The organism is Pantoea sp. SIMBA_079, from assembly GCF_046940275.1.
Lineage (GTDB): Bacteria > Pseudomonadota > Gammaproteobacteria > Enterobacterales > Enterobacteriaceae > Pantoea > Pantoea borealis.
The window spans coordinates 55,658-77,012 of sequence record NZ_JAWRYR010000001.1; the positions used below are offsets into that span (position 1 = coordinate 55,658).

At 60.1% G+C, this 21,355-nt stretch carries 21 protein-coding genes; 14 read left to right on the forward strand and 7 right to left on the reverse strand.

The genetic code is table 11. From position 1 onward, the window contains the following. Positions 1-36 precede the first annotated feature (36 nt). The 3 genes from SB719_RS00295 to SB719_RS00305 all read left to right on the forward strand — a co-directional run bounded on the left by SB719_RS00295 (position 37) and on the right by SB719_RS00305 (position 1,757). On the forward strand, positions 37-834 hold the full coding sequence (locus SB719_RS00295; RefSeq protein ID WP_292976170.1) for a sulfite exporter TauE/SafE family protein: 798 nt from the start codon (positions 37-39) through the stop codon (positions 832-834). A 65-nt stretch (positions 835-899) separates the two neighbouring features. Beyond that, the gene (locus tag SB719_RS00300) at positions 900-1,445 is read left to right on the forward strand and encodes an elongation factor P hydroxylase (RefSeq protein ID WP_065648802.1); all 546 of its coding nucleotides are present in this window, start codon (positions 900-902) and stop codon (positions 1,443-1,445) included. Positions 1,446-1,475: 30 nt separating this feature from the next. After that, a complete protein-coding gene (locus tag SB719_RS00305; RefSeq protein ID WP_039379145.1) occupies positions 1,476-1,757 on the forward strand; it encodes a YfcL family protein in 282 nt (93 codons plus the stop codon). 28 nt (positions 1,758-1,785) lie between these two features. Here the strand turns inward: SB719_RS00305 and mnmC are convergent, their stop codons facing one another. Continuing rightward, entirely contained in the window at positions 1,786-3,798 is a 2,013-nt protein-coding gene (gene mnmC / locus SB719_RS00310) for a bifunctional tRNA (5-methylaminomethyl-2-thiouridine)(34)-methyltransferase MnmD/FAD-dependent 5-carboxymethylaminomethyl-2-thiouridine(34) oxidoreductase MnmC (protein WP_412158749.1), read from the reverse strand. Positions 3,799-3,954: 156 nt separating this feature from the next. Between mnmC and fabB the strand changes: the two genes are divergently transcribed. Together fabB and SB719_RS00320 are read left to right on the forward strand one after the other, a co-directional pair. Further along, the gene (gene fabB, locus SB719_RS00315) at positions 3,955-5,175 is read left to right on the forward strand and encodes a beta-ketoacyl-ACP synthase I (protein WP_065648804.1); all 1,221 of its coding nucleotides are present in this window, start codon (positions 3,955-3,957) and stop codon (positions 5,173-5,175) included. Between the two features lie 168 nt (positions 5,176-5,343). Continuing rightward, positions 5,344-6,516: an arabinose transporter gene (locus tag SB719_RS00320; protein ID WP_314687684.1), complete on the forward strand. Its 1,173-nt coding sequence runs from the start codon at positions 5,344-5,346 to the stop codon at positions 6,514-6,516. Here SB719_RS00320 and SB719_RS00325 read toward each other — a convergent pair. After that, positions 6,479-7,915 carry a PLP-dependent aminotransferase family protein gene (locus tag SB719_RS00325; RefSeq protein ID WP_412158750.1) on the reverse strand — a complete coding sequence of 479 codons (1,437 nt, stop codon included), beginning with the start codon at positions 7,913-7,915 and terminating at the stop codon, positions 6,479-6,481. The genes SB719_RS00320 and SB719_RS00325 overlap by 38 nt on opposite strands. An 86-nt stretch (positions 7,916-8,001) precedes the next feature. Here SB719_RS00325 and SB719_RS00330 point away from each other — a divergent pair, with 86 nt between their 5' ends. Beyond that, on the forward strand, positions 8,002-8,445 hold the full coding sequence (locus SB719_RS00330) for a rhodanese-like domain-containing protein (RefSeq protein WP_412158751.1): 444 nt from the start codon (positions 8,002-8,004) through the stop codon (positions 8,443-8,445). Between the two features lies 1 nt (position 8,446). On the opposite strand, the gene flk is transcribed toward SB719_RS00330, so the two are convergent. The 4 genes from flk to SB719_RS00350 all read right to left on the reverse strand — a co-directional run bounded on the left by flk (position 8,447) and on the right by SB719_RS00350 (position 12,539). Beyond that, positions 8,447-9,478, reverse strand: coding sequence for a flagella biosynthesis regulator Flk (gene flk / locus SB719_RS00335; RefSeq protein ID WP_412158752.1), 1,032 nt, complete (start codon positions 9,476-9,478; stop codon positions 8,447-8,449). A 119-nt stretch (positions 9,479-9,597) separates the two neighbouring features. Next, the gene (locus SB719_RS00340; protein ID WP_304235291.1) at positions 9,598-11,106 is read right to left on the reverse strand and encodes a tripartite tricarboxylate transporter permease; all 1,509 of its coding nucleotides are present in this window, start codon (positions 11,104-11,106) and stop codon (positions 9,598-9,600) included. Positions 11,107-11,118: 12 nt separating this feature from the next. Continuing rightward, positions 11,119-11,550 (reverse strand): tripartite tricarboxylate transporter TctB family protein, encoded by a 432-nt coding sequence (locus tag SB719_RS00345; RefSeq protein WP_304235289.1) that lies wholly within the window; start codon positions 11,548-11,550, stop codon positions 11,119-11,121. Between the two features lie 11 nt (positions 11,551-11,561). Further along, on the reverse strand, positions 11,562-12,539 hold the full coding sequence (locus SB719_RS00350; RefSeq protein WP_412158753.1) for a Bug family tripartite tricarboxylate transporter substrate binding protein: 978 nt from the start codon (positions 12,537-12,539) through the stop codon (positions 11,562-11,564). 120 nt (positions 12,540-12,659) lie between these two features. Between SB719_RS00350 and tctD the strand changes: the two genes are divergently transcribed. After that, entirely contained in the window at positions 12,660-13,331 is a 672-nt protein-coding gene (tctD, locus tag SB719_RS00355) for a transcriptional regulator TctD (RefSeq protein WP_065648811.1), read from the forward strand. Beyond that, the gene (locus tag SB719_RS00360) at positions 13,322-14,698 is read left to right on the forward strand and encodes a sensor histidine kinase (RefSeq protein ID WP_314687692.1); all 1,377 of its coding nucleotides are present in this window, start codon (positions 13,322-13,324) and stop codon (positions 14,696-14,698) included. The genes tctD and SB719_RS00360 overlap by 10 nt, the downstream gene beginning before the upstream one ends. On the opposite strand, the gene SB719_RS00365 is transcribed toward SB719_RS00360, so the two are convergent. Continuing rightward, positions 14,685-15,575, reverse strand: a complete 891-nt coding sequence (locus tag SB719_RS00365) for a DMT family transporter (protein ID WP_292976200.1) — start codon at positions 15,573-15,575, stop codon at positions 14,685-14,687. The genes SB719_RS00360 and SB719_RS00365 overlap by 14 nt on opposite strands. A 93-nt stretch (positions 15,576-15,668) precedes the next feature. On the opposite strand from SB719_RS00365, the gene SB719_RS00370 reads away from it, so the two are divergent. The 6 genes from SB719_RS00370 (at position 15,669) to accD (ending at position 21,298) form a co-directional block, all read left to right on the forward strand. Continuing rightward, positions 15,669-16,442, forward strand: coding sequence for an AraC family transcriptional regulator (locus SB719_RS00370; RefSeq protein ID WP_292976203.1), 774 nt, complete (start codon positions 15,669-15,671; stop codon positions 16,440-16,442). A 57-nt stretch (positions 16,443-16,499) separates the two neighbouring features. Then, a complete protein-coding gene (gene pdxB / locus SB719_RS00375; protein ID WP_304235276.1) occupies positions 16,500-17,651 on the forward strand; it encodes a 4-phosphoerythronate dehydrogenase PdxB in 1,152 nt (383 codons plus the stop codon). A 92-nt stretch (positions 17,652-17,743) separates the two neighbouring features. Then, positions 17,744-18,754: an aspartate-semialdehyde dehydrogenase gene (locus tag SB719_RS00380; protein ID WP_304235274.1), complete on the forward strand. Its 1,011-nt coding sequence runs from the start codon at positions 17,744-17,746 to the stop codon at positions 18,752-18,754. Next, positions 18,754-19,560, forward strand: a complete 807-nt coding sequence (gene truA, locus SB719_RS00385; RefSeq protein ID WP_292976209.1) for a tRNA pseudouridine(38-40) synthase TruA — start codon at positions 18,754-18,756, stop codon at positions 19,558-19,560. Before SB719_RS00380 ends, truA begins: the two co-directional genes overlap by 1 nt. A gap of 34 nt (positions 19,561-19,594) precedes the next feature. Next, on the forward strand, positions 19,595-20,257 hold the full coding sequence (locus SB719_RS00390; protein WP_065648818.1) for a DedA family protein: 663 nt from the start codon (positions 19,595-19,597) through the stop codon (positions 20,255-20,257). A 132-nt stretch (positions 20,258-20,389) separates the two neighbouring features. Then, positions 20,390-21,298 carry an acetyl-CoA carboxylase, carboxyltransferase subunit beta gene (gene accD, locus SB719_RS00395; RefSeq protein WP_039379111.1) on the forward strand — a complete coding sequence of 303 codons (909 nt, stop codon included), beginning with the start codon at positions 20,390-20,392 and terminating at the stop codon, positions 21,296-21,298. Positions 21,299-21,355 lie beyond the last annotated feature (57 nt).

Consider the following 21,355-nt stretch of genomic DNA (forward strand, 5'->3'; position numbering starts at 1 on the left):
CGCCGGGCTTGTCTGCTACCTGCTGCGAGAAGTGAAATGGACCTTTTTATCGTCAGCCCGCTTATCCTTGGCGTACTGTTTTTTGTCGCCATACTGGCCGCCTTTATTGACTCAATAGCCGGTGGCGGCGGGTTGCTGACCGTTCCTTCGCTGCTGGCGGCCGGGCTGTCACCGGCGCAGGCGCTTGCCACTAATAAGCTGCAGTCGGTCGGCGGCTCTTTCTCTGCCAGTCTCTATTTTGTCCGTCGTGGCGCCGTAAACCTGCGTGCCCAGCGGCTGAACATTGCGATGACGTTTCTCGGTGCGGTCGGCGGCACGCTGCTGATCCAGCATATCCAGGCCGATATCCTGCGGCAGATCCTGCCGCTGCTGCTTATCGCCATTGGGCTCTGGTTCCTGCTCATGCCGCGTCTGGGAGAAGTGGATCGCGAACATCGTCTGCAGGGCGTGGCGTTTGCGCTGGTGGGCGGCGGCTGTGTGGGCTTCTATGATGGCTTCTTCGGCCCGGGGGCCGGATCCTTTTACGCACTCGCCTTTGTCACGCTATGCGGTTTCAACCTCGCTAAAGCAACGGCGCATGCCAAGGTACTGAATTTCACCTCCAATTTTGCCAGCCTGCTGTTCTTTATGTTTGGCGGCAAGCTGGTGTGGGGAACCGGCGTGGTGATGCTGCTCGGCGCATTTATCGGGGCACGGCTTGGTGCCCGGCTGGTGCTGAGCCGCGGTCAGCGGCTGATCCGCCCGATGGTCGTGACCGTTTCTGCGGTCATGAGCGCCAAACTGCTGTGGGACAGCCACGGGGCCGACATACTGGCCTGGTTTGCAGCAGGATAAACCCGACTCGTCAAATCGCGCCGCCGGTGCGACAATGGCGCCAGATGATTAACTGACAGATGACTATGCCGACAGAACACCACTATCAGCAGCTGATCGACATCTTCGACGGCTGCTTTGCTGAGACTTTTAAGACACGTCTAATTAAAGGGGATGACGAACCAATTTATCTTCCGGCAGATGCGGAATCACCCTGGCATCGCGTGGTTTTTGCGCATGGATTCTACGCCAGCGCGCTGCATGAAATTTCGCACTGGTGTATTGCGGGTGACGCACGGCGTCAGCAGGTTGATTTTGGCTACTGGTACTGCCCTGACGGGCGCGATGCGCAAACGCAGAGCCAGTTTGAAGCGGTCGAAATAAAACCGCAGGCGCTGGAGTGGTTGTTCTGCGTCGCGGCGGACTTTCCCTTTAATGTCAGCTGTGACAATCTCGAGGGCGATTGTGAACCCGATCGCATTGCGTTTCAGCGCAGAGTCCATGCCCAGGTTATGCACTACCTGGAGCAGGGGATCCCGGCTCGTCCGGCTCAGTTTATTGCGGCGCTGAACCGCTATTATGGTACGCCAGCGCTCACTGCAGCGCAGTTTCCGTGGCCGGAAACGCTTTAATTCGCCTGCTTAACATGAAAGGAATGAGAGATGATCGTAGAATTTGAGTCCCGCATTCTGGCGCTGATTGACGATATGGTCGACCACGCCAGTGATGATGAACTGTTTGCCAGCGGTTATCTGCGCGGCCATCTGACGCTGGCGGTCGCGGAAATTGAGCAGAGCGGTGAACATACGCCGGAAGCGCTGCAGATTGTCGTGTCCAGAAGCCTGCAGAATGCTATCGCCGCAGGTGAACTCTCACCGCGCGATCAGGCGCTGGTGGTCGGCATGTGGGATAATCTGTTTAGCCAGGCACGTCAGACCGCCTGATACGCGGGGCGACCGTTCGCCCCGGCTGTCAGCGTCCCGCCTTTTTTCCCTTCAGCAATTTACGCACCCAGTAGCGGTTTGGATTCAGCGCTGCCAGCGTTGGTGCGTCCAGCGGCTGCGGCTCACCGCTCATTTGCGCTGCCAGCACTTCAGCTGCCAGCGGCGCGCTGCAGAGTCCGCGCGATCCCAGCGCGCCCAGCACGAACAGTCCGTGATAGTGCGGTGCTTCAGCTATCTTCTCTCCGCGGGCGCGTTGGCCCGGCAGGTCAGCATACTGCGCCAGCGTGGCAGCGTAATCCGGCAGGCTGCCGCTCATCGGCAGATGATCGCGCGTGGCGCAGCGCACGCCGACCCGCGCCTCGTTATGACTGAGATCAATCTCATGTGGCCAGGCTGCCTGCGGCAGACACGCAATCAGACGCTGCCGGTTGCTCTGCTGGTCATCGGCACGAAAAGCGGTTGCGGTGTCACCCCGGTGATAGCTGGCACCAATGCAGTGCGTGCCAAACGTCGGGCTGACGGGCGTCAGATAGCCATCGTAACAAAGTACGTTCTGCAGCGTTGCCAGCGTTGCTGACGAGGGCGCATGGCTTACCTGACCTGCGACCGGGTAGACCGGCAGATCCTGACTCTGTTCCAGCGTCCGCAGCGCATGCCCGTTGGCCAGTACGACATTCTGATGCTGCACATCGGCCTGAGCGGAAAAATGCAGCGTCCAGCCGGGTTCATGCGACGTCAGCTGTGTAACCCGGTGCAGCCAGTGCAGGCGCAGGCCCTGCGTCTGAGCCTGCTCCAGCAGGTTGCTGGTAAGCTGAGAAGGGGAGATCCATCCGCCACGCGGATAACAGATGCCACCCATTCCCAGCGTGACGCCCGCCAGCTGTTCCGCTTCAGCCGGTGATACGCCGTAAGCGATATCCGGCGGCAGCGACAGGGACAGCATCTGCGCAATTTTATCTGCGCTTTTTTCATCCCACGCCAGCTGCAGCACGCCGCACCAGCTGTGTTCAGCGCTGACCGGCAGGCTATCGTAGAGGCGACGCGCGAAGCTGAAAGCGGCAGGGAAAAACTGCGCCAGCGCAGGGTCGTGCTGATTCAGTAAGGGATAGAGCGCCGCCTGACGATTGCCGGATGCGCCCAGCGCCGGGGCCTCATCGGCGCAGTAGAGCGTGACGCGCCAGCCGCGGCGCAGCAGGGCCAGCGCCAGTAACGCACTGGCGACGCCGCCGCCAATAATGGCGACATCCTGGCCTGCTGCTTCAGGCCGCGCATACCACGGCTGCGCGGATGGCAGCGCCACGGCATGCGCCAGCGTACCGGTAAGCATTTCGCGCTTATGCGCAAAACCTTTGCGTTTGCTGACGGTGAATCCCGCGTCCTGCAGGCCACGCCGGACAAAACCCGCAGCGGTAAAGGTTGCCAGCGTTCCCCCGGCACGCGCCAGCCGCGCCAGAGCGCTGAACAGCGCCGGGGTCCACATATCCGGGTTTTTAGACGGCGCAAACCCGTCCAGGAACCAGGCGTCAACCTGACCCTGCAGGCTCTCATCAAACTCTGTTATCAGCGTATTAATGTCGCCAAACCAGAGGTCAAGCGTCACCCGTCCACCGTCAAACAGCAGCCGCTGACAGCCCGGCAGCGCTGCTGGCCACTGCAGCTGCAGCTGGGTCGCCCACGGTGCCAGCTCCGGCCAGCGGGCCTGCGCCGTGGTGAGGTCTGCCTGCGTCAGCGGATACTTTTCACAGCTGATAAAGTGCAGACGCTGCAGCGCAGCCGCAGGCTGCTGCGCACGAAACTGATCGAAGGCCTGCCATAACGTGAGAAAGTTCAGACCGGTGCCAAAGCCGCTCTCCGCCACAATAAACAGATCGCGCGTATGCGTGCTGAAACGCTGCGGCAGCTGATTACCGCCGAGAAACACATAGCGGGTCTCTTCCAGTCCATTATCGTTAGAGAAATAGACATCATCGAACGCTCGGGAAACAGGTGTACCCTGATCGTTCCAGGTTAATTGCGCATGTTCAACCGGGGATAATTTCACGGGAAAGGCTCATTTTTCAGGCAGTGGCGCGATTTTAGCGAGTGGCGTCACATGACGCAAATTTACAAAAGGAAATGGCTGATCGGACTTGTTCGGCGTACAACTGTACGCTAGAGTGCACGTCAATCCAAAAAGATGTGGAATGAGGACTATTGAATGAAACGTGCAGTGATTACTGGCCTGGGTATCGTTTCCAGCATTGGTAATAACCAGCAGGAAGTGCTGGCTTCTCTGCGTGAAGGCCGTTCCGGTATCACTTTCTCTGAAGAGATGAAAGAAGCCGGCATGCGCAGCCACGTGTGGGGCAACGTCAAACTGGATACCAACGGGCTCATCGATCGCAAAATCGTGCGTTTCATGAGTGACGCCTCTATTTACGCTTATCTTTCTATGGCGGAAGCGGTTAAAGATTCAGGCCTGACTGATGAGCAATATCAGAACAACCCGCGCGTGGGTCTGATCGCTGGCTCCGGCGGTGGTTCACCGCGCTATCAGGTATTTGGTGCTGACGCTATGCGTGGCCCGCGTGGGCTGAAAGGCGTGGGCCCTTATGTGGTGACCAAAGCCATGGCTTCAGGCGTGTCTGCCTGCCTCGCGACCCCGTTTAAAATTCACGGTGTGAACTACTCAATCAGCTCTGCCTGCGCCACCTCAGCACACTGCATCGGCAACGCCGTTGAGCAGATTCAGCTGGGCAAACAGGATGTGGTTTTTGCCGGCGGCGGTGAAGAGCTGACCTGGGAAATGTCCTGCGAGTTTGACGCGATGGGCGCACTCTCTACCAAATACAACGATGCACCTGAGAAAGCCTCACGCACCTATGATGCGAACCGTGACGGTTTTGTTATCGCCGGCGGCGGTGGCATGGTGGTGGTTGAAGAGCTGGAGCACGCGCTGGCACGTGGTGCACATATCTATGCTGAGATTGTCGGTTACGGTGCAACGTCTGACGGTGCTGACATGGTTGCGCCATCCGGTGAAGGCGCAGTGCGCTGCATGAAGATGGCGATGCAGGGCCTTGATGCGCCGATCGACTATCTGAATACGCACGGCACTTCCACGCCGGTTGGCGATGTGAAAGAGCTGGGCGCCATTCGCGAAGTATTTGGTGACAACACGCCATACATTTCAGCAACCAAAGCCATGACCGGCCACTCCCTGGGTGCGGCGGGCGTGCAGGAAGCGATCTACACCCTGCTGATGCTGGAGCACAGCTTTATCGCGCCGAGTATCAACATTGACGATCTGGATGACGCCGCTGCAGGCATGAACATCGTGACGCAGCCAACGGAAAAAGCGCTGACCACGGTCATGTCCAACAGCTTCGGCTTTGGCGGTACCAACGCCACGCTGACCATGCGTAAATATCAGGGCTGATTTGCCCGCGTCCCGTCCGCTGACGGGACATCACAGGCTGCCGGCATGGCAGCCTGCCTCTCTTTGCTCAGCCTGAGCCGCTTTGACAACCCCGCTTTGACCTGCATACACTCCTGTTTTCCCCCATAATTTTCGTGCGCTATTGTTGCTGACAGGGAGTGCGCAAACATGACTGTTCACGCTAACGCGTCCGTATTACCGCTCGCCTGTACCTCATTTGCCGTGTTCCTCAGCTATCTGACTGCCGGACTGGCACTGCCGGTGATCCCGCTGTATGTGCATCAGGAGCTTGGCATGAGCAACCTGATGGTGGGCATTGCAACAGGCAGCCAGTTTTTTGCCACATTGCTGACGCGCAGTTTTGCCGGCCGGCGCGCGGATCAGCAGGGTGCGCGCGCCACCACCCGCTACGGTATGCTGACGATTGCGCTGACAGGGGTGGCCTATGCTGCCGCCGTGCTGCTGCCGGTCGCGCCTGGCATACGCTTTGTGTTGCTGGTACTGGCGCGTCTGCTGCTGGGCGTGGGTGAAAGCCTGCTGCTTACCGGTAATCTGACATGGGGGCTGGGACTGGCGGGGGCCAGGCACTCGGGTCGGGTGATGTCCTGGAACGGAATGGCAATCTACGGTGCACTGGCGGCAGGCGCTCCGCTGGGCGTGCTGATGTATCAGCATGGCGGGCTGCTGGCTATCAGCGGTGCAGCGCTGCTGCTGCCGCTGCTGGCCCTGATGGTTAACGGCTGGGTCCGTGCGGTGCCGGTCGCCAGCGGCATGCGGCCGGCGCTGTGGAGCGTTATCAGCGCTATTTTTTCACCGGGGCTGGTGCTGGCGCTACAGGGCGCCGGTTTTGCGGTGATCGGGACGTTTACCTCCCTCTATTTTGCAGCCCAGGCGTGGGGGCACGCCGGCTTTGCCCTTACCGCATTTGGCTGCGCTTTTACCGGAGTACGTATCCTCTTTGGTCATCTGCCGGATCGTTATGGCGGGATCCGGGTGGCGCTGGCGTCACTGCTGGTGGAGGCGCTGGGCCTGCTGCTGCTTGCCTTTGCCACCTCAGGCTGGCTGGCGCTGGCAGGGGCGGCGCTGACCGGCTGCGGCTGCTCGCTGATATTTCCGGCGCTGGGGGTTGAAGTGGTGCGTCGCGTCGCCCCGCAGGTACGCGGCACCGCGCTGGGCGCATTCTCTGCTTTTCAGGATATCGCCTATGCCATCAGCGGCCCGCTAACCGGCCTGCTGGCGACGGCGTCGGGCTATGGCGCTGTCTATCTCGCCGGCGCGCTTTGCGCCGTGGCCGGTTCCGTCCTTACCGGGTGCTGCGCGCGCCGCGCGCCAGCAGCATAACCAGCGTGTCGCAGGCGCTGGCGATCTCAGCCGGCGTCAGCGCTGCGAAACCGAGCAGCCAGCCAGGCTGCGGCGCAGTCGCATGGTATAGCGGGGAGAGGCGCGGCAGCAGCAGACCCGCAGCCTCAGCCTGCTGCGTCAGCGCGGCCTCATTGCCCTGCAGTAGCGCGACAGTCAGTTGCAGACCACCGTTTGCCGGGAACGGCCGCAGCCACGGCTGCATACGGGTGCAAATCTCGTCCAGAAGCCGGTCGCGCCGGTAGTGATAGAGCTGACGCATCAGACGCAGATGGCTGGCAAAATGGCCCTGCTGCATAAATTCAGCGGTAATAGCCTGAGGCAGCAGCGCGCTGTGACCATCCAGCACGCTGCGCGCCCGGCCCAGCGGCTCAGTCAGCTGCGGCGGCACTACCATCCACGCCAGGCGCAGGGAAGGAAACAGGGTTTTGGAAAAGGTTCCCAGCGAGATCACTCTGCTGTCACGCGCCATGCCCTGCAACGCCGGCGCAGGTCGTTCACCGTAATGAAATTCGCTGTCGTAATCGTCTTCAATCAGCCAGCTGTTATGCTGCTGCGCCCATGCCAGCCACTCCAGCCGTCGCGGCAGGCTCATTGCTATACCGGTTGGATAGTGATGCCCGGGCGTCAGGTAAACCAGCCGGGCGCGACCGGAGAGCGGGATCGCGCCGTTTTCATCCAGCGGCATCGCCCGGCAGTGCGCGCCTGCGGCAAGAAAGGCGTTACGTGCCCCCGGATAGCCAGGATCCTCCAGCCAGACTTCATCGTCCGGATCCAGCAGCAGCAGCGCCAGCAGCTGCAGCGCCTGCTGAGAACTGGTCAGGATGATGACCTGTTCCGGGCGACAGCGCATACCGCGTGACAGACTCAGATACTCCGAGACCGCCTCACGCAACGGCAGGTAGCCGAGCGGATCGCCGTAGCCCATTACGCGGCTGCCGAGCCGGCGCTGTACGCTGCTGCTGATGCGCCGCCACTGGGCGTGCGGGAAAGCCCGCAAATCGGGCGATCCGGCGGCAAACGCCGCAGGGAAGGGCGGATCCTGACAGCCGCCGGTCGCCAGCAGCTGCAGGCCACGCTGCGAGAAATGCGGCGCCTGACGGGTTGATTGCGCTTCTGACGGCATAGCCAGCGTAATCGCGACGAAAGTACCGCGTCCGGTGTGGCGCTGCAGATAGCCCTCGCTCTCCAGCTGCGCGTAGGCCGCTTCCGTGGTGACGCGCGCGACTGAGAGCTCTGCGGCCAGCTGACGGCTGGAGGGCAGCTTCTGACCGTAGCGCAGCTGGCCGCTGATTATCGCCTGACGCAGAGCGCGGCAGAGGCGCTCGCGTCGTCCTCCCTGCACCTGCTGCTGAAAAAGCGCGATCAGTTCCTGATACATAATGGTCTTATCACTCTGACAGAAAGGGTCTCATGGCAGAGGCCAATTTGCCGTAAAGTAGGGGCAAATCGCAACAGGAGAAGAGTATGTCCACTGTATTACACTATCCCGCCGCCCGTGCGGAAGAGAGTTACGCGTATCTGCAGCATAAGCTGCGCTATTACACCGATGCCTGGGATCTGGCAGAGGATCTGGCCCGCGGCGAGGCTGCCATTGTTGTTTTTGATGCCCGCAGCCCTGAACACTATGCTGCAGGACATATCTGCGGCGCGCATTCGTTTCCCCACCGTACCATCAGCGCACACAGCACGGCGGCGCTCGATCGCAGCAAGGTCTATATCACCTACTGCGACGGCATTGGCTGCAATGGCTCAACCAAAGCGGCACTGAAACTGGCAGCGCTGGGATTTCAGGTTAAAGAGCTGATTGGCGGGCTGGATTTCTGGAAGCGCGACGGACATCCGCTGGCAGGGGGAACCGCCGCGGGAGAGTGGCCACAGCACGGTGCTGCGGCCGGGTGCGGCTGCTGACTCAGGCCAGCAGCCAGAGCAGAAACAGCACCACACCCACCGCGATGATCAGCGACAGCGCCGGGCGCTGCGCCAGCGGGCGCGGCAGAATCTCTGTAAACGGCGCCCATATAGGCTGTGGCTGGCGCGCACTGTCAGCCAGCGGCAGCGTATCACCGCGCTCAGCCCGGCGGCTGAAAAGCTGATTCAGCAGGTCCTGACACTGCGTCGCGGTCAGCACGGTTTGTGGCGTCGCCTGAAAACGCCGCTGGCTGTAATCCTGCAGCAGCTGCTGTTCATCACGGCTCAGCGGCTGCTTCAGCGAGCTTTCCAGCAGCTGCAGCGTGGGGGCGCTGTGCTGCCCCAGCGTCTGGCGCACCTGCAGATACTGCGTCAGCAGCGGAAAGTGCCGCGACGGCACCGGATCGCCGCTTTTAAGATTCACCAGTTTCAGCGCGTCGGTCAGCAGTTTTACCGGCGACTCGCCGGTTGTGGCCGCCAGCCGCGTCACCTGCTGGTTCAGCGCCTGCTGCTCCGCCGGCAGCAATGTCCGATCGGTACTGCGGCTCTGCTGCGGCTGCGGGATCGCCATCTGACCGTTCTGCAGCATGGTCAGAACCTGCCGCAGCTGATCCTGGCTCAGTGCACTTAACACCGTCTGATTAAACTGCTGGCGTATAAAGTCGCTTACCGCCTGACGGTTATTGCCCTGCGGCAGCTTATCCTGCAGCTGCTGAAGCAGCTGGCGCGTGGCATGACTGTCCTGCACCTGGCTCAGACGACGGTTGAGGTGCTGTTCAGCGGCCGGAAAATGGCGCGACTGAAAGTCAGCATCGCTCTTCACGCCCACTTCGTGGCGTACGCCAGCCCACAGCTCAGGTGCTTTCAGGGTGCTGAGAGACATAATGCGTACAATAAGCCGTTCCAGCGTAGTGCGCTGCGCCGGAGAGAGAGGCTGTTCGCCGGCCGGACCACCGGGGCGAGCCGGGCCGGAAGCACCGGTAAGCGCAGAACGATCGCCCGCGGGCACACCGGGACCGCTGAGAGGTTGCATGGCGGAATCCTTGAAAAACGAGTCAGATCCGGGTGCGCCGGAAAAAGAGGCGCATATGATAGCAAAAGCCCCCGGGAAATCCACGGGGGCTGATATCAGAAAAGCAATAACATCCGGATTTATTCTGCTTCCGCCGCTCTGAAGCGGCTGCGCCGCCAGCGTTTCCAGACGAATGGCACAACCAGCACCGCGATAGCCAGCACCAGCAGCACTTTGCAGATCAGGCTCTCCCACAAAATCGGCAGATTACCGTTACTGATCGAGAGCGCACGACGCAGGTTCTGCTCCAGCATTTCACCCAGTACAAAGCCGAGGATCAGCGGCGACATCGGGAAATCCATCTTGCGCAGGATATAGCCGAAGATGCCTAAGCCCACCATCAGCAGCAGGTCAAACGTGGTGCTGTGTACCGCATACACGCCGACGGCGGAAATGGCGGCAATGGCGGGCACCAGAAACCAGAGCGGAATGGTCAGCATGCGGGCAAAGATATTGATCATCGGGATATTCATGATCAGCAGCATCACGTTGCCGATCAGCAGTGCGGCAATCAGACCCCAGACAATGTCAGGCTGTTCGATAAACATCGCCGGGCCTGGTGTGATGTTATAGAGCGTCAGCGCGCCCACCATCACCGCCGTGGTGCCGGAACCCGGAATGCCCAGCGTCAGCATCGGAATAAACGAGCCACACGCCGAGGCATTATTTGCTGCTTCCGGTGCTGCCACGCCGCGAATATCCCCCTTGCCGAACTGGTCGCTGCCGCTGATCTTCTTCTCCGTCATATAGGCGATAGCGCTGGCGATAGTGGCACCCGCACCCGGCAGCACGCCAACGAAAAAGCCCAGAAAGGAGGAGCGCAGCGTGGCGCCGGTTGCCTGGGCCGCTTCTTTCATATTGAACATCATGCGGCCGCTGGCGCGCACCATCTTCTGACCGCCGCTGGTGGATTCCAGCATCAGCAGAATTTCGCTGACCGAGAACAGGCCAATCACCACCACCACAAACTGAATGCCGTCGGAGAGGTGTACGCTGTCGAAGGTAAAGCGATAAACACCGGTATTCGCATCGACGCCCACGGTAGCCATACCCAGACCGATCAGGGCGGCCAGGAATGATTTCAGCGGGTTGTGGCTCATCATGCTGCCGAGGCAGGCGATGGCAAACACCATCAGGGCAAAATATTCCGCCGGACCAAACGCCAGCGACCAGTTTGCCAGAATCGGGGCAAACAGAATGATGCCGAGAATCGCGATGGTGGATCCGACAAACGAGCTGACGGCGGAGATAGAGAGCGCTACGCCCGCTTTCCCCTGCTGCGCCATCGGATAGCCATCCAGCGCGGTCATGATAGCGCCTGCGTCACCCGGTACATTCAGCAGAATCGAAGAGATACGTCCGCCATATTCACAGCCGATATAGACAGTAGCCAGCAGGATCAGCGCTGATTCAGCCGGCAGGTGCAGAGCAAACGCCAGCGGCATCAGGATCGCCACGCCGTTAATCGGGCCCAGCCCCGGCAGTAAGCCGACAATGGTGCCGATAAAGCAGCCGATCAGGGCGATCATCAGGTTCTCCGGCGTCATAGCGACAGCGAAGCCCTGCATCAGAAAAGACCAGGTATCCATTATTGACTCCTGTTAACTCAGCCAGCTGCCCATCGGCAGCGTTACGTCAAGCAGCCGGTCGAAGGCGTAAAACAGCGCCACGCCCATCACCACGCCAGAGATCGCCGCCGCCCACCAGCGCGCGCCAAACAGCAGACCGATACCAAAGGTCAGCAGGGTCGTGCAGAGCGGAAAGCCCATGCGTTCAAACAGCCAGCCATAGGCCAGCAGCATCAGGCAGAGCGCCAGCAGTTTCTTCAGCGTCTTCGCCTGCGGCCACTGAATAGCGTCAGGCTTGCGCAGCAGCATCATAACGGCGCAGATCGCCATCAGCCCGAGCAGCAGCAGCGGGAAAGGGCGCGGACCGACCGGCTCATAGCTATATTCACTCTGGATCTGCCAGCCGATAAACAGGCCGGCAATACAGAGCGCCAGCCAGATGGCGGCAAAAATACGATCGCTCATTATTGCCTCCGCTATTTCGCCAGCCCGAACGATTTCGCTTTTTCACGATAGTCAGCGACCTGTTTTTTCACGTAAGCATCCAGTTCGCTGCCAAACATGTTGAATTCAAACAGGCCGCGCAAATCGCGCTGCTGCTGAAACTCTTTGGTGGTAACCAGTTTTTTAAACGAATCTTCCCACCACTGGTACTCCGCATCGCTGACTTTAGGACCCAGGTAATAACCCCGGATCACCGGCCATTCAACGTTAAAGCCCTGCTCTTTAGCGGTGGGGATATCGGCCAGTTCACCCGGCAGACGTTTGTCGCTCATCACCGCCAGCACGCGCATTTTGCCGCCCTGCAGGTGTGGCACCATTTCACTCATATCACCGGACACCACCTGAATATGGTTGCCAAGCAGTGCGGTCACCGGCTCGCCGCCACCTTCAAAGGCGACATAGCGCATTTTGCGCGGATCGATACCGGCTTCACGCGCCAGCAGCGCGGTTTTCATCCAGTCCTGACTGCCGATTGATGCGCCGGCGCCTACGACGACTTTATTAGGATCGTTTTTCATCGCCTCCATCAGCTCGCTCAGCGTTTTCCACGGCGCGTCGGCGCGTACCGCCACCATGCCGTAGTCAGTGCCGACGGCGGCCAGCCACTTCACGTCGTCCACGGAATAGCGGCCAAATTTGCCCTGTGACAGATTAAGCAGCGACCCGCCGGAGAAGGCTACCAGCGTACCCGCTTCGGCCGGGCGCTGCGCAATAATGGCGTTATAGGCCACTGCGCCGACGCCGCCTGGCATGTAGGTCACGCGCATGGGCGAGGTGAGCTGGCCGGTCTCCTGCATGGAGACCTGGATCAGCTTACAGGTCAGGTCAAAACCACCGCCGGGTTTGGCCGGGGCGATACACTCGGTGCGCTGTGGTACCGCTGCCAGCGCAGAGGTTACTGAAAAAGCCAGCAGGGATGAGGCGAGGACGAGAAGGCCTGTTTTTTTCATGGTTCGCTCCAGTCATTCTTCCAGTTTGTGATGACCACCGAACATTCGTGGTTGCTGAATTGTTAAAACAGCAACCTTTCATTTACCTTTCAGCCATCAGCAAAAATGACAGGATGTGATATGCGTCTCTTACTGGTGGAAGACACCACTGAACTGGCCTCATGGCTGCAAAAGGCGCTCACGCAAAAAGGGTTTGCTGTCGACTGGGTCGCGGACGGGCTGGCCGCCGATCATATATTACAAAGTGAGGACTACGCGCTGGTGGTGCTGGATGTGTCACTGCCACGGCTGGATGGCCTGGCAGTACTGGCCCGGCTGCGCAAACGCGGACAGAACGTGCCGGTGCTGCTGCTGACGGCACAAAGTACGCTGGCGCAGCGGGTACAGGGCTTAAACGGCGGCGCCGACGACTACCTGACCAAGCCGTTTGAGCTGGATGAGCTGGATGCGCGGCTGCGCGCGCTGCTGCGCCGCAGCCACGGGCAGACGGCGCAGACGCAGCGGCTCGGACAGCTGGAACGCGACAGCGAAGGTTACTTCCTGCTGAACCAGAAGCCGCTATCGCTGACGCCGCGCGAATCGAGCGTGCTCTCGACGCTGATGCAGCGGCCGGGGCGACCGGTATCGCGTCAGCACCTCTATGAGCAGACGTTTACCCTGGCCGATGACGCCAGCCCGGAGAGCATTGAGCTTTATGTGCATCGGGTGCGCAAAAAGCTCTCCGGCAGCGACGTGGTGATTGTGACCCTGCGCGGGCTCGGCTACAGCCTGGAGCAGCAGCCGTGCGACTGATGCACTCGCTGCGCGGTGAACTGCTGCTGTGGCTGGGCGTACCGCTGCTGCTGCTGTGGGCGCTCTCGGTCTATACCCATTATCAGAGCGCGCTGCAGGCAGCAAACCAGGCCTACGACCGTTCACTGCTGGCGTCAGCCCGTACCGTGGCGGAAAGGCTGGTGGTACGTCAGCGCCATCTGGAGGTTGATGTGCCCTGGGTAGTGCTGGACAGTTTTGAGCGTAATATGAACGACCAGCTCTTCTATCAGGTTATTTCCCCGCAGGGAAATACGCTCTCCGGCTATCCCGATCTGCCGCTGCTGCCGCGTAACGCGCCGCTCTCTGATGCATACCCGGCGCTGGTGCATTTTTATGATGCGCATTACCGCAGGCAGCCGATTCGGGTGGCGGCGCTATGGCAGCCGGTGAATGAAGAGGGGGTAGAAGGCATGGCGCTGGTGCTGGTGGCGGAAACGCTGAACTCCCGGCACGCCTTTGCCGACAGCCTGCTGCGTACGGCGCTGATCAGCCAGAGTTTCCTGGTGCTGATCACGCTGCTGCTGGCGGGGATGCTGCTGCGCCGGGTGCTGCGGCCGCTGCGCCGGCTGTCGCGGATTATGCTGCGCCGTGCGCCAGGGGAGCTGACGCCCTTGCCGTCGCTGGTGCCCTGGTCAGAGCTGCAGCCGCTGATTGTGGCATTTAACCGGCATCTGGAGCGGCTGCGCGGGCTGCTGGCGCGGCAGGAGCGCTTCAGCGCCGATGTGTCGCACCAGCTGCGTACGCCGCTGACCATTCTGAAAACTCAGGTCAGCGTGGCGCTCAGCAGTGACGATCCGCAGCAGTGGCGTGAGAGCCTGCAGGGCATGCGCCACACGCTGAACGATACCGTAGAGCTGACTGACCGGCTGCTGCAGCTGGCGCAGATCAAGGCGCGCCACGGCGAAGATAAACCCTTTACCCGCGTTGATCTCAGTCAGATTGTGCAGCAGGCGTGCCTGAGCGGCTATACCGCCGCGCGGCACAAGCAGATTGATTTAGGTTTCGAGGACGAAGAGACGTGTCGCGTACAGGGAGACGCACTGCTGCTGGCTGAACTGTGCGCCAACCTGCTGGATAATGCGATTAAATATACGCCGGCGCAGGGAACGGTAACGGCGCGGCTGCAGGGACATCAGCTGGAGATTGAAGACAGCGGCCCCGGTATAGACGCTGCGCAGCAGCAGCAGGCGCTCCAGCCGTTTGCACGTCTCGATCCCAGCGGGCAGCCTGGTGCGGGTATCGGGCTGGCGCTGGTGAAAGATATCTGCGCCTGGCACGGCGCGCGGCTGCGTCTCGATCGCAGCCCGCAGCTGGGCGGACTGCGGGTCACCGTCAGCTTTCCCTGATGGCCGGCTGGCGCAGCGGCGTCTTCAGCCGCTGCGCCAGGATCACGCCGGTAAGCGTAATACCGCCGCCAATCCAGTGATAGCTGTGCAGCTGCTCATGCAGAAACAGCACCGCAATAAGCGCTGTAAATACCGGCACCACGTTCATAAAGATACTGGTGGTGCTGGCACCCAGCCGCTGCACGCCAAGGATCCACAAAAAGGGCGCCACGATCGAGGCAAACAGCCCGGCAAACAGCACCAGCGGCAGGTTCTGCTGCGTCAGCGCGACCTCCGGCGCGAGCAGAAAGCCCGGCAGCAGCAGCACAACACCGAAGAAAATCTGCACATAGAGGCTTTGCCAGGTGGGGAGCGGGATCGCCCAGCGTTTGGTTAGTACGCCATAGAGTGCATAAGAGGTGGAGGCCGCCAGCATCATGACTTCGCCATTGCCGGGTCGCTGCGCCAGCAGCTGGGCCGGATTGCCGGCGCTGACCAGCCAGACCAGCCCGATAAACGAGAGAATCCCGCCCAGCAGAATACCGCGCGTGGGGGCCAGACGCAGCACCAGCAGGCTGAGCAGAATCGTCAGCAGCGGAATGGTGGCCCCCAGTATGCCCATCATCACCGCCGACACGCTGTGTGCCGCATAGTAGGCAAGGCTCTGGTAGAGCACCATGCCAAGCAGCCCCAGCAGCAGCAGTTGACCGAGGTGACTTTTTATTGTGCGCCGGTGCCGCCATACGCCGGGCAGGCAGAACGGGGTCAGCACCAGCAGCGCCAGCAGCCAGCGATAAAAAGAGATCGCAGCAGGATCGATAGCGTCAGCCGAGAGTTTGCTGACAATGGTGTTGATCGACCAGATCAGCACCGCAATGAGCGGGAACAGCAGGTTCATAACAGGCTCCGTAAAAATGTGCCGCCAGCATACGTTTGACCGGTTTAAAACAGATAGTTAAAATCGGACAAAATTTGTTAATGACCGGACAGAATGACTATTCAGGTTGCCTATTGCCCGCCGGCTGACGCCCCGCGCATTTTTATGCGTTATGAGCAGACGCATGCGCGCACCGAATATCTGCCGCATCAGCATGCGTGGGGGCAGGCAATTTTTGTCACCCGTCATGTACTGGAGCTGGATATTGAAGGGGAACGTTTGCTGGCACCGGCCGAGATGCCGGTATGGATCCCCCCCGGCCAGCGTCACAGCAGCTATAACCACTGTCAGGCACAGTTTCGCACCCTGAATCTGGCGGCAGAACTCTGTAACGGCCTGCCGGATCGCCCCTGCCTGCTGACGGCAGATGCCATTACGCACGCCATTATGAATGAGTTTGCGCAGCGCGCGCTGGCGCAGCCGCAGAGCGAGGCGGAGTGGCGCCTGTGTGACGTGCTGCTGGATCGTCTGCGCCAGGCACCCGTGCATACCAGCTATCTGCCCGCCTCAGAGGATAAATTTCTTGCACCGGTGCTGCGTGCGCTGGAGGCAAATCCCGGCGACAACACCACGCTGGCGCAGTGGGCGCAGCGCGTGTTTACCACCGAACGCACGCTGGCGCGGCGCTGTCAGCAGCAGCTGAAAATGTCCTTTAGCGAGTGGCGGCAGCGGCTGCGTTTCCTGCGCACGCTTGCGCTGCTGGAGCAGGGCATGAGCGTACAGGCTATCGCCCATGAACTCGGCTATAGCTCTGCCTCGGCGCTGATTGTCATGTTTCAGCAGCAGTCAGGTACCTCTCCGGAACGTTATCGCAGCCGGTTAGGCTAACCGGCGGCTTTGTGGCACACTAGCCGGCGTTCATTTCCCGCAGACAGGACTTCCGCCGTGAAAATTCTCGTTGATGAAAACATGCCCTATGCCCGCGAACTCTTCAGCCGTACCGGTGAGGTGGTTGCCGTACCGGGCCGTCCGCTGCCGGAAGCGGAACTGCGTGATGCCAGTGCGCTGATGGTGCGTTCAGTGACCCCGGTTAGTGCGGCGCTGCTGGCGGACACGCCGGTAAAATTTGTCGGCACCGCCACCGCGGGCACCGATCACGTGGATCAGGCCTCGCTACAGGCAGCCGGCATCGGCTTCTCTGCCGCACCAGGCTGCAACGCTATCGCCGTGGTGGAATATGTCTTCTCTGCGCTGCTGCTGCTGGCTGAACGTGACGGCTTTGCGCTGCGCGATCGCACCGTGGGCATTGTGGGCGTTGGTAACGTCGGCAGCCGTCTGCAGGCGCGACTGGAAGCCTGGGGCGTTAAAACGCTGCTGTGCGATCCGCCCCGTGCCGATCGTGGCGATACCGGGCCGTTTCATACGCTGGAAACGTTGGTGGCACAGGCGGATATCCTGACTTTTCATACGCCGCTGAATAAGGAAGGGCGCTATAAAAGCTGGCACCTGGCGGATGCGGCGCTGCTGATGGCGCTGCGGCCCGATACCATTCTGATTAACGCCTGCCGCGGTCCGGTGGTTGACAACGCTGCGCTGCTGGAAGTGCTGAAAATACGTGGCGATCTGCGCGTGGTACTGGATGTATGGGAGCCGGAACCCGATCTCAGTCTCGATTTACTGGCGCGCGTGGATATCGCCACCGCCCATATCGCAGGCTACACGCTGGAGGGTAAAGCGCGTGGCACGACGCAGGTCTTTGAAGCCTGGAGCGCGTTTATCGGCCAGCCGCAGCAGGTGGCGCTGGAGAGTCTGCTGCCGCCGCCGGAGTTCAGCAGCATCACGCTGCACGGTGAACTCGATCAGGCAACGCTGAAACGACTGGCACACCTGGTGTATGATGTGCGCCGCGACGACGCGCCGCTGCGTAAAGCAGCAGGCCAGCCGGGCGAGTTTGACCGGCTGCGCCGGCAGTATGAAGAGCGCCGTGAGTGGTCTTCGCTGCAGGTGATCTGCGACAACGCTGCCAGCGCCAGCATGCTGAAGCAGCTGGGCTTTCGCGTCAGCCTGCAGGGGCAGCCATCCTCTCTCCCGGAATGATGCGCCACGGCGCACAGCGGGAACGAATCTGAATTATGAGGCGGTATCATTACCGCCTTCTGTTTTTATGTCATTGTCTGGAGTAAACCAACATGTCTGACGGCTGGAATATTGCGCTACTGGGCGCAACAGGCGCTACAGGAAACGCTGTACTGGAACTGCTGGCGGAACGCCAGTTCCCGGTTGGTGAGATCCATCTGCTGGCAAGCGAAAACAGCGCGGGTGAAACACTGCGTTTTGCCGGCCGTTCGGTGCGCGTACAGGATGCGGCTGAGTTCGACTGGACCCAGGCGCAGCTGGCGTTTTTCACCGCCGGTCGCGAGGCGTCAGCCCGCTACGCAGAAGAGGCGGCGAGCCAGGGATGCCTGGTGATCGACAGCAGCGATCTGTTCGCGCTGGAGCCGGATGTGCCGCTGGTGGTACCGGATGTGAACCCGCAGGTACTGGCGGACTACCGTAACCGCAATATCATCAGCGTGGCAGATGCGCTGGTAAGCCAGCTGTTATGCGCCATCAAGCCACTGGTTGAAACCGCCGGGCTGAGCCGCATTCAGGTAACAAACCTGCTGTCGGTATCCAGCCAGGGCAAAGCTGCCGTGGATGGACTGGCAGGCGAGAGTGCGCGCCTGCTGAATGGCATTCCGCCTGACGAACACTATTTTGGCCGTCAGCTGGCATTTAACCTGCTGCCGCAGCAGGCAGACAGCAGCGGCAGCGTGGCAAGTGAACGTCGCGTCGTGGAGCAGGTGCGTAAAGTACTGCAGGATGAGGGACTGCCGATTGCCGTCAGCAGCGTGCAGGCGCCGGTGTTTTACGGTAATGCGCAAATCGTTTATCTGGAAAATCTGCGTCCGCTCTCTGCCGAAGAGGCGCGTGATGAACTGGCGCGTGCGGAAGATATCAGCCTGAGCGAAGAGGGGGATTACCCGACGCAGGTTGGTGATGCCTCCGGTAATGAAGTGCTGAGCATTGGCAGCCTGCGCAACGACTACGGCGTTCCGGAGCTGCTGCAGTTCTGGTCGGTGGCGGATAACGTACGCTTTGGCGGCGCGCTGATGGCAGTGAAAACGGCGGAGAAGCTGGTGCAGGAGTATTTCTACTGATGCAGGCGGAGGCGACAACCCTGAAGCTGGCGCTGGGCATTGAGTATGACGGCAGCCGCTACTATGGCTGGCAGCGGCAAAATGAAGTACGCAGCGTGCAGGAGAAGCTGGAGAAAGCGCTGGCGAAAGTAGCGAACCATGACGTCAGCGTTTTTTGTGCCGGGCGTACCGACGCAGGTGTACACGGCACCGGTCAGGTAGTGCATTTTGAAACCACTTCCCGGCGCGCTGACAGCGCCTGGACGCTGGGGGTCAATGCCAATCTGCCGGATGATATCGCCGTACGCTGGGTAAAAGCGGTGCCGGAGAGCTTTCACGCGCGCTTCAGCGCGACCGCGCGACGCTACCGCTATGTGATTTATAACCAGCGGCTGCGCCCGGCTATTCTGGGCAACGGGCTGACGCACTACTACCATCCGCTTGATGCAGAGAAGATGCAGCGTGCCGGCCAGCATCTGCTGGGCGAGAATGATTTTACCTCGTTTCGTGCCGTGCAGTGTCAGTCGCGCACGCCGTGGCGCAACGTGATGCATCTGAACGTGACGCGGCAGGGCGCGTTTGTCATTGTCGATATTAAAGCTAATGCTTTTGTGCACCATATGGTGCGTAACATCGTTGGCAGCCTGATAGAAGTCGGCAACGGCAATCAGCCGGAGAGCTGGATAGCAGATCTGCTGGCGGCGAAAGATCGCACGCTGGCAGCGGCAACCGCCAAAGCAGAAGGGTTATATCTGGTAGCGGTGGATTACCCATCGCATTTTGCGTTACCACAGCCTGCGCCGGGACCACTATTCCTCGCAGATTAATTTTTAACCATAGGGTGTCAGGGAGTTAGCTGGTATGGAGTTTATCCATTTTGTTGTCGATTTTATTCTGCACATTGATGTGCACCTGGCCGAACTGGTGGCGCAGTATGGCATCTGGATCTACGCCATCCTGTTCCTGATCCTGTTTTGCGAGACTGGCCTGGTGGTGACGCCATTTCTGCCGGGTGATTCGCTGCTGTTTGTGGCAGGCGCACTTGCTGCATTACCGGGCAACGATTTAAACGTGCATCTGATGGTCACGCTGCTGGTTATCGCCGCCATTCTCGGCGATGCGGTGAACTACACCATTGGCCGTCTGTTCGGTGAGAAACTCTTCAGTAATCCGCAGTCAAAAATCTTCCGCCGCAGCTATCTTGATAAAACCCATGCGTTCTACGATCGTCACGGCGGCAAAACCATTATACTTGCGCGCTTTGTGCCAATCGTGCGAACCTTTGCCCCCTTCGTGGCGGGTATGGGGCACATGTCCTATCGCCACTTTGCGCTCTTCAACGTCACGGGCGCGCTGTTATGGGTGCTGCTGTTCTCCTATGCCGGCTATCTGTTTGGCGATCTGCCGGTGGTACAGGAGAATCTCAAACTGCTGATTGTCGGCATTATCGTGGTATCGGTACTGCCAGGCGTGATTGAAGTATGGCGCCATCGCCGTCAGGCGCGTCAGCAGAAATCGCAGTAAGCGCGCCGCCATATTTTTATCCACAGCGTGAACAGGTTGTGGTTTAATGAGCGACATTTACGGCCTGCTGAAGGTGATTTCAGCAGTAACGAAAAGACTGGACCAGGTCAGCATTAAACAGAAAGGTCATCAATGAGCTGGATTGAACGCATACTGAATAAAAGCACCACGACGCCTACGCGCAAAGCCAGCATCCCGGAAGGGGTGTGGACCAAGTGTGACAGCTGTGGTCAGGTGCTCTACCGCGCCGAGCTGGAGCGCAACCTTGAGGTCTGCCCGAAGTGCGACCACCACATGCGTATGCATGCGCGCGAGCGTCTGCATAGCCTGATGGATGAAGGATCGATGGTTGAGCTGGGAAGCGAGCTGGAGCCAAAAGATCTGCTCAAGTTCCGCGACTCCAAAAAGTATAAGGATCGTCTGGTAGCGGCCCAGAAAGACACCGGCGAAAAAGATGCGCTGATCGTCATGAAAGGCCAGCTGCACGGCATGCCGGTTGTTGCAGCAGCATTTGAGTTTGCCTTTATGGGCGGCTCAATGGGCTCGGTAGTGGGCGCACGCTTTGTGCGTGCCGTAGAGCAGGCGCTGGAAGATAACTGCCCGCTGATCTGCTTCTCTGCCAGCGGCGGAGCGCGTATGCAGGAAGCGCTGCAGTCGCTGATGCAGATGGCAAAAACCAGCGCGGCGCTGGCGAAAATGCAGGAACGCGGTCTGCCTTATATCTCCGTGCTGACCGATCCGACCATGGGCGGCGTCTCTGCCAGCTTTGCGATGCTGGGCGATCTCAACGTGGCAGAACCAAAAGCGCTAATCGGTTTTGCCGGTCCACGCGTGATTGAGCAGACGGTACGTGAAAAGCTGCCGCCGGGCTTCCAGCGCAGTGAATTTCTGATTGAAAAAGGCGCGATCGACATGATCATCCGTCGTCCGGAAATGCGCTTTAAGCTGGCCAGCCTGCTGGCAAAAATGATGAACCTGCCGGCTCCGCAGCTGGATGGCGAACCGCCAGTGGTGGTGGAACCAGAAAGCAACGACGCCTGACAGGCAACCGAAAGGCGCAGCGATGCGCCTTTTTACTTTCATTCCGTACATCCCATT